The organism is Mucilaginibacter lappiensis (assembly GCF_900155965.1).
GTDB classification, from domain to species: domain Bacteria; phylum Bacteroidota; class Bacteroidia; order Sphingobacteriales; family Sphingobacteriaceae; genus Mucilaginibacter; species Mucilaginibacter lappiensis.
This window is the reverse complement of record NZ_FTMG01000006.1, coordinates 271,310-285,232: the sequence shown is the minus strand read 5'-3', so window position 1 is coordinate 285,232 and position 13,923 is coordinate 271,310. Positions and strand designations below refer to the sequence as shown.

Below are 13,923 nucleotides of genomic sequence, written 5' to 3'. Positions count from 1 at the left end.
TTTGCTGTACAAATTATAAACAGCATACCGATGATCATTATCAATAACTATAACGAGTTTGAGCAGCAATTAGGTAAAGATTTAGGGGTGTCTGAATGGCATACCATTACCCAGGAACAGATCAATAAATTTGCCGATGCCACGCTTGATCATCAGTGGATCCATACCGATCCGGAAAAAGCCAAAACCGAAAGCCCTTTTAAAACTACCATCGCGCATGGTTATCTGACCTTGTCGCTCATCCCATATTTGTGGAAACAGGTAGCCGATATCCGTAACCTTAAAATGGAGATCAACTATGGCATCGAAAACTTGCGTTTTGCGCAACCAGTGTTGGTAAATGACAAAGTACGACTGAAAGTTAAACTCTCCAACCTGATCAATTTACGCGGCGTTACAAAAACCACCATGACCATCGAGCTGGAAATTGAAGGCCAAAAGAAACCCGCCTTTGCCGGTGATGTGGTTTTTCTGTATCATTTTATTGATTGAGAGCAAGGATCGGGGATCGAGGTACGTGGATCGGGTTTTCCTGATTTCTTACACGCACCCCGATCCACGTACCTCGATCCCGCACTCTCCCAAAGTAATCCCAATGCCATAAAAAGCCGCACCTAAACCCCGGCCGCAACCCTATCATTACATTTGTGTTTATCATCATTATGGACACAAAGAAAATCCGTTTAAGCGTGCTCGACCAGTCGCCAATAAGAAAAGGCGCCACTGCCGAGCAAGCCGTAAAAGAAACCATCGAATTAGCAAAATATACCGAACAGCTGGGCTATACCCGTTACTGGGTTTCCGAGCATCATAATACCGGCATCCTGGCCGGCTCAACACCCGAAGTACTGATCGCTTACCTGGCCTCGCAAACCCAACGGATGCGCATTGGCTCGGGAGGTATCATGATGCCCAATCACAGTACGCTGAAAGTTGCCGAAAACTTCAGGATGCTCGAAGCGCTTTTCCCCGGCCGTATTGACCTGGGCATGGGCCGCGCACCAGGTACCGACCGTATTACCGCTTCTGTGCTCAATCCGTCAAACCAGTTCAGGGAAGATGATTTTGTAGAGCAGCTGACCGATCTGAATAATTATTTTCATGATACTTATGAACCCGGTACCGTACAGGCCAAAATAAGGGCCATTCCGCAGGTAAAAACCGTACCCGATAAATGGCTGCTGAGCTCAAGCGGACAAAGCGGTTTGTTTGCCGCGCACTTTGGCATGGGCTTTTCCTTCGCGCATTTTATAAACCCTAGTGGTGGTCCGCTCAATGTAAAGCTATACCGCGAGCGTTTTCAGCCGTCTGATGATCTGGCGCAACCGGAGGTTAATGTGGCCATATTTGTTTTTTGCTCGGAAGATGAGGAAAAAATAAAGCAGCACCAGGCAGTAATGGATCATCGCTTTTTACAATTTGAAAAAGGCGGACCTATTGTACCGTTAAGTTACGATGATGTAAAAGATGAAGTATATACTCCCAGCGATCTGGAACGCATCAGACAAAACCGCTACCGGGTAATTACCGGCACGCCAATGGAAATAAAGAAAAAACTTACCTGGCTGGCCGAAGATTATGATGTGGATGAAATTATGGCCGTAACCATCACCGAAAACTTTGATGACAGGTTAAAATCATATGAATTGCTGGCTAAACAGTTTGAATTGTAATAGCCTCAAAAAACAGCTTGTCATCCTGAGCGCAGCGAAGGATCTTTTTCAACAAGGATGTCGCACAATAGATGCTTCACTTCGTTCAGCATGACAAAATTGGTTTTATAACACAAAAAGTTGTCATCCTGAGCGGTAGCGAAGAATATACCCTGCCGACTGATAAAAAAAGACCATTCTTATAAACATAGAACAGTCTTTTTTGCGTTAGATAGTAATCATTCTGAAACTGTAAAAACTTTATTTGGGTTTTAATCGTATCTTTGGAAAGATTATAAATAACATTCAAATTCTAATTCATTCAATTCAGTGGTAATCATCATATTCTTTATAGCGCACTGGTTTTTGTCGCTATTCTTCCAAACGTTCTTTTTACATAGGTATGCTTCTCACAAAATGTTCACTACGAACAAGTTTTACGAAGGAACATTTTACCTGCTTACTTATATCTGCCAGGGCTCTTCGTTTTTAAATCCCCGGGCTTACGCTATTATGCACCGCGAGCACCATGCTTACAGTGATACCGAAAAAGATCCGCATTCCCCGCATTTTTTCAAAGATGTTTTCCAGATGATGATCTATACGGCTAAAAGTTATCGTTTGCATGTTAAAAAATTAAAAGAACCCGAAGAGCGCTTTAAAGGCAATATTCCTGAATGGCGTTTTGTTGATTATATTGGCTCATCAGCTGTTTCACGTATTTCATTCGGGATATTGTACATCGCTTTTTATGTGGTTTTTGCTACCCAATGGTGGATGTACCTGTTAATCCCGATCCACTTTTTAATGGGCCCTATCCACGGTGCTATCGTAAACTGGTGCGGTCATAAATATGGTTATGCCAATTTTGACAATGGCGACAAATCAAAAAATACTACTCCATTTGACTTTTTAATGCTGGGCGAATTATTTCAGAACAATCACCACAAAAACCCTAACAGGGCCAACTTTGGTGCAAAATGGTTTGAGATAGATCCCGTTTACCCGGTCATGAAACTCATGCACTGGATGCGCATTATCAAACTAAGAAAAGCATATTTGTAAGCTAAAAGCCAAAGGCAAAAAGCTTAAAGCGAAAAGTGAAGTCTCCGGATGTTTACTTTTCGCTTTTTTGTTTTATAGCTTTCTGCTTTAGGCGCCTCTCCGTATGCCTGGCGTATAATCGACTCACCCTGTCTACGCTTCGCTGGACATCCCTCTCTTAGCCCGCGGCGGAAAGAGGGATGTCCAGCGAAGCGCAAACAAAACCATGTCATTGAGCGTAGCGCGGATAACCGACCGGAGGGAGCTCATTAATGCCTTAAAAAAACGATTAACGATATTAATAATCTCGTAGCTATTCCTGTTCGTAAGAACGCGAGGAGATTGCTTCGTCGTGCCTCCTCGCAATGACATATAGGAAATATGTAACCCAGATCGGGTGAGTCTCATCACCAAATTTGGGCTTTCCGCTTTCTGCCTTAAGCTTTAGGCTTATTTGAGGCCTTTCGCTTTCGGCTTTTCCCCGTATATTTGCCGCTCATAAAATTCATATTTCCATGAGTATTTCCGTATTAGCTCAAAATCTGCGCGGCTCTGAGATCATCAAGATAGCAGGCGAGATAAACGAATTGAAAAGACAAGGCCAAAATATTGCTAATTTAACCATCGGCGATTTTGACTCCAACATTTATCCCATCCCAACCGAACTGAAGGACGGTATTGTAGCGGCATATAACCAAAACCAAACCAACTACCCACCGGCCGATGGTATGCTTAGTTTGCGTCAAAGTGTTTCTGCGTTTTTAAAGAAGAGTTTTAATTTAGATTACTCGGCCAATAATGAAATACTGATCTCCGGCGGTTCACGTCCGTTGATCTATTCTACTTTTCTGGCGGTTGTTAACCCCGGCGAAAAGGTAGTATTCCCTTTACCATCATGGAACAATAACCACTACAGCGATTTGTTGGGCGCCGAAGCCATCATGATACCTACCAGGGCCGAAAATAACTTTATGCCTACAGCCGATGAGATCCGTCCGCATTTAAAAGGCGCGGCATTACTGGCTTTATGCTCGCCATTAAATCCAACAGGTACCATGTTCGGCAAAAAGGACCTCGAAGAAATTTGCGACCTGGTTATTGCCGAAAATAAAAGTCGTGCGGCCGGCGAAAAACCGCTGTACCTGATGTACGATCAGATTTATTCGCAACTTACCTTTGGAAGCTTCGAGCATTTTGATCCGGTTACATTGCGCCCGGAATTGAAAGATTATACCATATTTATCGATGGTGCATCCAAATGTTTCGCCTCAACCGGTGTAAGGGTAGGCTGGGGCTTTGGTCCAGCCCACGTTATTGATAATATGAAAGCGATTGTGGGGCACATGGGGGCATGGTCGCCCAAAGCCGAGCAGGTGGCTATGGCCAGCTTTATTACCAATGAAGCTGCGGTTGATACTTACCTGACAGATATCAAAGCAAAAATCCAAGCTAGCTTGAATACGCTGCACGAAGGTTTCCAGGCATTAAAAGCCGAAGGTTTCCAGGTCGATTCTATCCAACCGATGGGTGCTATCTATCTAACGCTGAAAATTGACTACGCCGGAAAAACCACTCCCGATGGAACCGTATTGAAAGACTCGGCCGATATTAACTTTTACCTTATCAAAGAAGCAAAAGTAGCCTTCGTGCCGTTTTCTGCCTTTGGTACCGGCGATGAAGTAAACTGGTTCCGTGCCTCAGTAGGTGCCAGCACCCTGGAAGATATCCAACAGTTGATACCACGTGTTAAAGCTGCTTTAGCAAAGTTGAAATAATTTTCATTTATATGTTTACAAAGGCCGCCATGCTTGCATGACGGCCTTTTTGGGTTTAAAGCTAAATATGCGGAAAAGCCCTCGTTCGATTCCCCTCTTGAGAAGGGAACAAAAAGATAGCACCGGTAGAGGTCGAAAAGCCAGTCATCCCGGTCAAAAGCCAAGGCCCCGTGCGATTCCTTCCCTCGGGGAGGGGCAATGTCATTAAGTTAAGGGGAAACGCAAAAGCAATTCCGCAAAAGCCCCCTCTAAACGGCGAAGCCCTCATGTAAATCTCCCCCGGAAGGGGAGACTTAGCTTCAATTTTTTAAAGTCCTCCCTACCGGGGAGGATTTAGGTGGGGCTATATGTGCTTAACTTAATGACATTGCGGGAAGGGGAGGAAGGGGTTTATGGAATAGGATAATTACTGCGCGTATAAACCCCTCCCAGCCATTACACCTACCCAACACGCCTCTCCCGTGGAGGGAATTAAAAACAATGACAATATTTAATGTTAAATAATTTCGTTCCTCCACGCGTCATTGCTGCGAGGAGGAACGACGTGGCAATCTCCGACTTTTGTCTACCCAGGGTCTCTCGGAGATTTAAGTTAACCCATAAAATCTAAATATGAACTAAAGAGTCCCCGGAAGGCAAGTTCAGGATCAGGAGACTCCGCAGGAGTCCGGTATTTCTTTAGATTTTATCTATAAACAGGTGGCCTCTCTGAGGCCGAATGGTACTCCAGGTATACTGATTATAGTATAAAGCATTGCTGGCCCCAGCGGGGCCACCTGTTTATAGCTCTAAAAAAGCACGTTCTTTGGCTCCGTAGGTGCCTCCCGTTGAAATTTCAAGTTGATCAATTTTATGGGTTAACTTAAACTTGCAGGCGACCTTGAGGGGACGTTTTTTTCAATAGTTTCACTATCAGAAAGAGAGCCTGATAAGGTAAAAGCTTAGCTTTGTTGTAAGATGAAATCTCTCCTTATAGCTTTAATGATATGTATAGCCTCTACTTCCTTCGGCCAGAAAGTGCCGGAAGGAAGGGTAGTGGTTATGAAACTTCTTTCGCAATCACTCAAAGGTAACCCGGCCGGGGAAGATTCCCTAAGAAGTGTCACCATTTATTTGCCTCCGGGATATAATCAGGATGGGAAAAAATATCCTGTGATTTACTTTTTACATGGATATACCGGAACGGATACCTCGACATTAGCGTTCCTTAAACTGGATAAGTTAATGGATACCGCACTAAATACCAATCACATACGGCCGTGTATCATTGTATTACCTAATAGTAACACCCGTTATAAAGGTAGCTTTTATACCAATTCCAGTTTAAATGGTAATTGGGCCGATTTTATAGGAAAAGATGTGGTTAACTTTATAGATCACAACTTCAAAACCATAGCCAATCGGGATAGTCGTGGAATAGCAGGCATCTCGATGGGAGGGCACGGTGCATTAAAATTATCTATGCTTTATCCCGATGTATTTGGTGCTGTATACGCCATGAGTCCGGCAGTTTTAAATTGGTCGGATGGAAACAATACCAGCAGTGAAGCTTTTGAAGAGATTGCAGGTGCAAAATCTGAACATGATATATTTAAAAGTTTTCCGGCAACACTGATGGTGGATTTGGCCCGCAGCTTTTCGCCAGATATCAACAAACCACCATTTTATGCAGATATGCCTGCAAATTATATTAACGATGATATGATTGTGGATACGGCTGTGATTGCGCGTTGGAATGTCAATTTACCCACTCAAATGATCCTGGGCCATTTGAAGGCTTTGAAAAGCATGAACGCCATTAAGTTTGATTGGGGGAGAAATGATGAAGGAAGGCATATACCACTAACCTGCACAGAGTTCAGCAAGGTTTTGGAAAGATATGGCGTAAGCCATTTTGCTGAAGAGTACAGAGGTGGGCATATAGATCAATTGGCGGGTATAGATGGAAGAGTCTACACAGAAGTGCTCCCTTTCTTTGATAGATATCTCCAGTTTAAATAATCCGCAATATTAAAAGGTAAAAAAATTTACAAATAAGAAAATGAAACTTATCTGAGTGAAAACTGTTACTATAAAAACAATATAAACACTCACCTATGAAAAAGTTAAGTTTAATAATGATGGTTGTGCTATCGGCATGGATGTTCCAGGCTTGTAATAATGGCGCGAAGACAGACAGTAAAGAAAGTGCAGACAGCGCAAATCATACTAAGGATACCACCACAACCGGTGCTACAGGCATCGCGGTTGATAAGGATGACGCTAAATTTGCCACTGATGCTGCCAACGGCGGTATGGCCGAAGTTGCAGTAGCCAAAGTGGCAGAACAAAAAGCCATTAATCCGCAAGTGAAAAAATTTGCCGAGATGATGGTAAAAGATCATAGCAAAGCCAATGAGGAGTTAGCTACTATCGCGAAAACCAAGAACATTACCCTGCCTGCCGAACCAAGCGAAGACAAGAAAAAGGAACTGGCAGATCTTTCGGCCAAATCAACAACCGATTTTGATAAGGCTTATGTAGATGCCATGGTTGATGGGCACAAAAAAACCATCGCGATGTTTGAGGATGCGGCTAAAAACTGCAAAGATGCCGACCTGAAAGCGTTTGCAACCAGTACCTTGCCGGTTATAAAAGGTCACCTGACCGAAATAGAAGCCATTAAAAAAGGAATGAAATAATATAGATGTGCGGATGTGCAAATTACAGATGTACAGATGATTTCGGATTTGTTTCGATTTCGGGTGCTCGGGTTCGAATTTAAAGTTTGGGTTTTAAAAATTAGGATTTAGAACTTAGAATTTAGTGATTAAAACCTTAGGATTTAGCTTTAAAAGATCGTATCTTTAGGTGTATCACCTCCACGGCCCTGCTTGCTTTGAAAAATGTAAGCAGGGCTGTTTGGTTAAAGGAATAAAAAGGCTCAAAAATCGACCGTTTGTAATGTATTTTATTGATTTTCAATAATCTAATACTTTTTAAGGTTTTTGAAACACGTTAAAACCGCGTTAAAATTTGTTAAAAAATGTTAAAATCGATGGTTTTGAGCGAATTTTGAGATGTTTTTATGCTGTTTTCGACCAGAAATTTGTTAAAAATTGAGGTTTAAAAAGTATTTTTGAGATACACGTTGTTTGATTTTTATAATAACACTAAAAAATAAATAAGCAAAGCTTTCGGCCTTCGGCTTGGAACTTTCGGCTCGGAATAATTATCTATCTATGTCATCAAAACCAATCGTAACGGGCCTTATGGCCTACGGCATGTCGGGCCGGATATTTCACGCGCCATTTTTAACCACCAACCCGGGTTTCACCTTTAAAGCGGTGGTAGAACGCCACGAAAAAAAGGCCGGAAAGGTTTATCCTGAGGTGATCAGTTATAATACTACCGATGAACTGCTGAACGATGCCGAAATTGAACTGATCATCGTAAATACACCCAACAATACCCACTTTGACTATGCCGTACAAGCCCTAAACGGGGGTAAGCATGTACTGATAGAAAAGCCGGCTGCAGTAACTTCGGCAGAGGTGAAAACTTTGTTCGACCTGGGTAAAAAGTTCAATCTGAAGGTGATGATCTATCAGAACCGCCGTTATGATAGTGGCTTTATATCGGTAAAAAAAGTAATTGAGAGCGGTCGCCTGGGCGAACTCATCGAAGTACATTTCAGGCTGGACAGGTACCGTATGCCAATTGGAGCTAAGGTATTTAAAGAGACTAAAGATACTCCTGGTAATGGGCTTACTTACGATTTGGGCGCGCACCTGGTGGATAATGCCATCAGCATATTTGGCAAGCCGTTGAGCTATGTAAAAACAACAGCCTCGCACCGGCCCGGTTCGCAGGTTGATGATTATTTTAATATCCACCTGTCGTACCCTAATCAGCTCAATGTGTACTTAACCTCCGGTTTGCTGATAGCTGAGCAATTGCCTGGCTTTGTGATCCACGGAACGCTGGGTAGCTTTGTGAAGCTGCGTACCGATGTACAAGAGGCGCAGCTGGATGCGGGGATGAAGCCAACCGACGCGGGTTTTGGTATTGAACCCGAAGGCAGCGAAGGTAAATTGGTACTGATGGGGGTGGATAATCAGAAATCCGTAGAATGGATTGCGTCAGACAAGGGTAATTATAATGGTTTATTTGACGCGGTTTATCATACCGTGCGGGAAAACGCGTTGTTCCCTATAACCGAAGAGCAGATAGCCTGGCAGCTGGAATTGCTGGAAAGTTAAAAATATTAACAAAGTTGATTAACCTCATCAATTTCAGCTAATATTCTTTATACGCATAGAGGTTTATTTTTTAATATATTTATATTTAAAAATAAATTAAATAATAAAATTTTTTTAACATGAAAAAATCTAAATTAAAAGACATTCCTCTTAGTTCTAATGGAATAATGCTTACCAGATCGCAATTGAAAGATGTTTTAGGAGGAGACTTAAAAATGCCATTCCCCAATAATGATGGGGGCGGCGGCGGCGGTGGTGACGGTCCGGGTCTGTACGTTTGTCGTACAAACTCAGGGGATAGTTGGGGGCTCTATGCAGATAATAGAAGTGAGGCGACTGCTAATTGCCTGGAGATGATTCAGGTAGCCTGTAAAGTCCCATCGGAATCTATGATAACTGGACCTTTTTAAATTAAATCAAATTTTTAGATTTCTCAACCCTTTGCAAATAACTTTAACTAATGTGCGTTAAAGTTATTTGCACTTTTAATCATATGAAACATAAAAAAATTATTCAAGTTCTATTCGCATACTTAGGTATTGTGGCTTTCATTGCGGGTAATAACTCACAGGTAAAGGCTCAAACTATTTCCCCTAATACGGGGATACCTCCTTATCACATACTAACAACTGATAGCGTCTATGTTACGCCGGCCAACCTAAAAAAGAATAAACCTGTAATGATTATTTATTTTATGCCAGACTGCGGTCATTGCCAGCACTTGATGTATGACCTGAAGCCGCAATTAAAAAATCTTAAAGATATACAGATAGTTATGATCTCTGCTGTGCTCAGGCTAAAGGCAATACAGGTTTTTCAGCGAGATTTTGACTTGGCCCAATATCATAACATAACTATAGGTACAGAGGGATATACTTATTTAGTACAAAAATATTATAAGATAGGACAAACACCCTTTATCGCTATTTATGACCGTGATGGCAAATTATCCCAGACATATCCAAGGGTGCCAACAATCCCTGTACTGATGGCGGCTATTAAAAAAGTTTAAGCTTGTAGATGTGCGGATGTGCAGATATCCACACATCTGCACATCCGCACATCATTGCTGTTGCTGCTGTTGTTGCTGTTGAATGATTTCCATATGCCGTTGATAGCTGTTTTTGGTGTACTCCGTTACTGGTTGCAGCGGGGCGGTTTCATGGATAGCGTTATTATCGTAAGCCGGAGAATTTTCATCATCAACCGTTACAGAAACCTCCAGCTTATGCCCCGATGATCCTTTGTAAACACCTTTTACCGGTGAGCAATCCGGGAAGCTGCGGCCAACGGCCAGGCGTACATGGGTTTCATTAGCTATACAATTATTGGTAGGGTCGATACCCAGCCAACCATAATCCGGGATATAAGCCTCGGCCCAGGCGTGGGTGGCGCCTTCACCACGCATGGAGCTGCTGTGGGTGCATATATAACCACTTACATAGCGTGCCGGTATTTTGAGCAGGCGAAGCATCACCATTAAAATATGGGCAAAATCCTGGCAAACACCGGCCTTTAATTTCCATACCTCGTCGAGCGTGGTTTCAACAGTGGTAACGCCTTTAATATAGTCGAAGTTTTGGTATACATAATTGCAAAAGCGGAGCGCTATCCGGTAAGGCGTATCGTCCTTTGATCGTTCCTGTTCAACAATAACCTGCAGCTCGGGCAGGCCCTCAAAATATTCCTGCTTTAAAAAATCAATATAGGGTACCCTGTATTGCAGGCGTTTCAGATCTTCCCATTGCTGTTCGGGGAAAATATCATTCACGGGCAATGGGCGCTGGCGGGTAATTACATCGAGCTTGGAGTTTATGGTTAGCTGGGAATGCTGTTCGCTATAGGTAAAACTGCCTACTTCGTTGCCGTAATAGTCAATATGGGTGTCAACAACCGGGTTGCCGGTGATGTGCAGTTCCTGCTTTATTACATCCTGGTATTCATCTTTTATGGGGAAAAGAATGATCTGGTTGGCGCTGTCGCGCACCAGGCTTTCGTAAGTATAGCGGGTGATGTGTTGTATTTTAAATTCAGGCATAATTGTCAAATTAAATTATGAATTGGCAAAATAGTACTCATTCAGCGAGTTACCGACATTGTACAATTCGGTCCGGATCTGGGTTAAAAAACCGTGCAGGCCTTCCTGCTTAATGCTGCGTACCGAGCTATACTTAATCCGGCTTTGCAAACGCCCTATTTGGAACGACATTTCCCGGTAGGTATCCACATTGGTATCGTTCTTCAACCTGTCGAAATAACGCTGGATATTGTTTACCGCGTAAATAACCGATCGTGGGAAATCATTGTTGAGCACTACTTGCTCCAGGATATTCTCGGCTTCAAAGCCTTCACGGTAGGTTTTTAGATACAGTTCATAGCCGCCCAATGAAAGTAAGAGGTGTTTCCAATAAGTGGTATCGGTGAGCAGGTTGGGGTTATCACTTACGGAACTGAACTTAGTATCCAGGATATCGACCGATTGTATGGCCCGTTCCAGGTATTTGCCGATATTCATAAAACTACGTCCTTCGCCGCGTTCCATCGTGATCTCGACGGTGCCGTAGTAGAGCATCACTTGTTTGATCAGAACATCGAGTACGCCAATAGGGTCTTCCCGCTGTAAAGCACGCTCTATCCGCGGATCTTTTACGGTATGATAATACTCATTGAGACATTGCCACAGATCCTTGGTGATGTGTTCCTGAACGCCCCGGGCATTTTCACGGGCCAGTGTAATAATATTGAGTATGGAATTTGGGTTGTTTTTGCCCGTAACCATATACTTTAAAACCGACCGGCTATCATTATCCAGTGTGTCGGCATCGGTCTCATGCAGACCAACAAATATCCTAATCACCGGTTCCCAGGTAAATTCCTGTACGGTATCCTGCGATGAGGCATAGTTTATTTTGAGCATCCGCAGCATGCCATCGCTGCGCTCAATGTAACGGCTTAACCAATAAAAACTTGCTGCAACCCTGCTTAACATATGTCTTTTTTATTTCGGATGTTCTATTTCGGATTTATTTTGATTATTTATTGTGCCTGATGGGTTGCGGAGTTTAAATTATGAAAGTAATGGACTGCCACTAAATCCGAAATCAAAATTCCGAAATCCCAAATCAGGCGAGCACCCAGGTATCCTTACTGCCGCCGCCCTGCGAGCTGTTTACCACCAGTGAGCCTTCTTTAAGGGCCACCCGTGTTAATCCGCCCGGAACTATTTCAATGCCGTCCGGGCCGTAAAGCGCATAGGGGCGGAGGTCGACACGGCGGGGTTTTAATAAACCCTGCATATAGCAAGGCGCCGCCGAAAGACTAATAGTTGGCTGAGCAATAAAATTGCGCGGATCTTTCAGGATCTCTTTTTTATAGTCGTCAATTTCCTGTTCAGACGCGGCATGGCCCATGAGCATACCATAGCCCCCGCTGCCATTGGTTTTTTTAACTACCATGTTGTTCAGGTTCTTGAAAACATGTTCGCGTTCGTCGGGGTTGCCCAATTGGTGAGTAGGCACGTTTTTAAGGATGGGTTCCTCGTTCAGGTAATAGCGTATCATATCCGGCACGTAGGCGTAAACTGCTTTGTCGTCGGCAACGCCGGTGCCAATAGCGTTTACTATAGCCACATTGCCTTTGCGATAGGCGCCCATAATGCCCGCAACACCCAGCATGCTTTCGGGGTTAAATACCAGCGGATCAAGATACTCATCATCTACACGGCGGTATATCACATCTACCTGCTGCAGGCCGGTTGTGGTTTTCATGTATACTTTATGGTTATTAACCACCAGGTCGCGGCCCTCCACCAGTTCAACGCCCATGAGGCGGGCCAGGGTGGTATGCTCAAAGTAAGCCGAGTTGTATATACCCGGACTTAATAATACAATGGTTGGGTTTGATATTTGCCTCGGCGATAGCGCCAAAAGGTTCTTATACAGTATGGTTGGATACTCGGTTACGCTGCGAACCCCGCATTGCGGCAGCAGATCGGGAAACAGGCGCTTGGTGATCTCCCGGTTTTCGAGCATATAGCTTACGCCGGATGGGGTACGCAGGTTATCTTCCAGTACATAAAAAGTGCCATCTTCATCGCGGATCAGATCGATGCCGGATATGTGCACATAAATATCATAAGGTACCTTGAGCTGGTACATCTCACGCAAAAAATGCGGACAGGAGTAAATAATATCAATGGGTACTATACCATCCTTTACAATAAACTGGTTGTTGTATATGTCCTTCAGAAACAGGTTAAGGGCAGTCAGTCGTTGTTTGATGCCCTTCTCTACAAAAGCCCATTCGCTGGCAGTAATAATACGGGGGATAATATCAAAAGGGAATATCTTTTCGATACCCTCGCCGCTGTTATAAACCGTAAAAGTAATACCCTGGCTCATGAAAAGGCTCTTGGCCAGTTCTTCCTTTTTGTTCAGATCATCGGCAGATTCTTTCGAGATATATTCGATTACTTTCAAATAATGATCGCGAACGCTGCAATTGGCGCCATACATTTCATCCCATACGCCGTTAATAGGGTCGTATTTGTTAAAATAAGCTGATTCCTCCATATAAAATCGTAATTAATTAGAAATTTATCAATCAGTTATTTTTAAAAATGTAATTTATAAAGTGTTTTTGATAAAAAAGCAAATTTTTGATAAAAAAATTCAATTATTTATATCAAATTTTCATTTTAACTGAATTTATGCTTAATAATTTTAATTTTTAATTCTTTATTTATGTAATTGTTGTTTTTTGTGCTGAAAAGTTATAAATGAATTAGTTGAAATTAATGGCTGGCCAAGTTTTATCTTTACTCTTTTTAAGATAATGATGGATTTTAAGATCACTTTTCCGGCAGGGTATAATGAAACCAATGAACTTGATGACAATATCGATGTTCATATTATACTTGAAAATGGCAATGTGTTTGTAGCTACGCTATTCACGCTGGCCAATATTCAAAAATTAATGACCCAATCCAGTTCGGCCAGTTTCTGGGCATCTGATATGATCATCGCGGCAAATTTGAGCCGGGAAGGTATAAGAGATACGATACAGGAAGTTATTGACGATGAATATCTGGAACATGCCTGCACTCATATTGGCAGGATAGAAAAGCGGTATGCAGGTATGTCCTTTGATCAAATACCAGATATGGCCGATGGATACAAGCTCATTGGCAAACAAGGCTGATGACCAAGGGGT

The 13,923-nt window shown here is 42.8% G+C and carries 13 protein-coding genes; 10 read left to right on the top strand and 3 right to left on the bottom strand.

What is annotated here, in order from left to right; genetic code table 11:
* Positions 1–30: 30 nt before the first annotated feature.
* The 9 genes from BW976_RS14175 (at position 31) to BW976_RS14135 (ending at position 9,724) form a co-directional block, all read left to right on the top strand.
* The gene (locus tag BW976_RS14175) at positions 31–492 is read left to right on the top strand and encodes a MaoC family dehydratase (RefSeq protein ID WP_076373952.1); all 462 of its coding nucleotides are present in this window, start codon (positions 31–33) and stop codon (positions 490–492) included.
* A gap of 170 nt (positions 493–662) precedes the next feature.
* A complete protein-coding gene (locus BW976_RS14170) occupies positions 663–1,673 on the top strand; it encodes an LLM class flavin-dependent oxidoreductase (protein WP_076373951.1) in 1,011 nt (336 codons plus the stop codon).
* Between the two features lie 309 nt (positions 1,674–1,982).
* Positions 1,983–2,717 carry an acyl-CoA desaturase gene (locus BW976_RS14165; protein WP_076373950.1) on the top strand — a complete coding sequence of 245 codons (735 nt, stop codon included), beginning with the start codon at positions 1,983–1,985 and terminating at the stop codon, positions 2,715–2,717.
* A gap of 494 nt (positions 2,718–3,211) precedes the next feature.
* A complete protein-coding gene (locus BW976_RS14160) occupies positions 3,212–4,471 on the top strand; it encodes a pyridoxal phosphate-dependent aminotransferase (protein ID WP_076373949.1) in 1,260 nt (419 codons plus the stop codon).
* Between the two features lie 957 nt (positions 4,472–5,428).
* Positions 5,429–6,472, top strand: coding sequence for an alpha/beta hydrolase (locus tag BW976_RS14155; RefSeq protein ID WP_076373948.1), 1,044 nt, complete (start codon positions 5,429–5,431; stop codon positions 6,470–6,472).
* A 95-nt stretch (positions 6,473–6,567) separates the two neighbouring features.
* Positions 6,568–7,152, top strand: a complete 585-nt coding sequence (locus BW976_RS14150) for a DUF4142 domain-containing protein (RefSeq protein ID WP_076373947.1) — start codon at positions 6,568–6,570, stop codon at positions 7,150–7,152.
* Positions 7,153–7,692: 540 nt separating this feature from the next.
* Positions 7,693–8,712, top strand: a complete 1,020-nt coding sequence (locus tag BW976_RS14145) for a Gfo/Idh/MocA family protein (protein WP_076373946.1) — start codon at positions 7,693–7,695, stop codon at positions 8,710–8,712.
* A gap of 119 nt (positions 8,713–8,831) precedes the next feature.
* On the top strand, positions 8,832–9,122 hold the full coding sequence (locus BW976_RS14140; RefSeq protein WP_076373945.1) for a hypothetical protein: 291 nt from the start codon (positions 8,832–8,834) through the stop codon (positions 9,120–9,122).
* 83 nt (positions 9,123–9,205) lie between these two features.
* Positions 9,206–9,724 (top strand): TlpA family protein disulfide reductase, encoded by a 519-nt coding sequence (locus BW976_RS14135; protein ID WP_076373944.1) that lies wholly within the window; start codon positions 9,206–9,208, stop codon positions 9,722–9,724.
* Positions 9,725–9,775: 51 nt separating this feature from the next.
* On the opposite strand, the gene BW976_RS14130 is transcribed toward BW976_RS14135, so the two are convergent.
* From BW976_RS14130 to BW976_RS14120, 3 genes are all read right to left on the bottom strand, one after another.
* The gene (locus tag BW976_RS14130; protein WP_076373943.1) at positions 9,776–10,750 is read right to left on the bottom strand and encodes a transglutaminase family protein; all 975 of its coding nucleotides are present in this window, start codon (positions 10,748–10,750) and stop codon (positions 9,776–9,778) included.
* A 15-nt stretch (positions 10,751–10,765) separates the two neighbouring features.
* Positions 10,766–11,701, bottom strand: coding sequence for an alpha-E domain-containing protein (locus BW976_RS14125; protein ID WP_076373942.1), 936 nt, complete (start codon positions 11,699–11,701; stop codon positions 10,766–10,768).
* Between the two features lie 133 nt (positions 11,702–11,834).
* Positions 11,835–13,283: a circularly permuted type 2 ATP-grasp protein gene (locus BW976_RS14120; protein WP_076373941.1), complete on the bottom strand. Its 1,449-nt coding sequence runs from the start codon at positions 13,281–13,283 to the stop codon at positions 11,835–11,837.
* A 262-nt stretch (positions 13,284–13,545) separates the two neighbouring features.
* Here BW976_RS14120 and BW976_RS14115 point away from each other — a divergent pair, with 262 nt between their 5' ends.
* Positions 13,546–13,911 carry a hypothetical protein gene (locus BW976_RS14115; protein WP_076373940.1) on the top strand — a complete coding sequence of 122 codons (366 nt, stop codon included), beginning with the start codon at positions 13,546–13,548 and terminating at the stop codon, positions 13,909–13,911.
* Positions 13,912–13,923 lie beyond the last annotated feature (12 nt).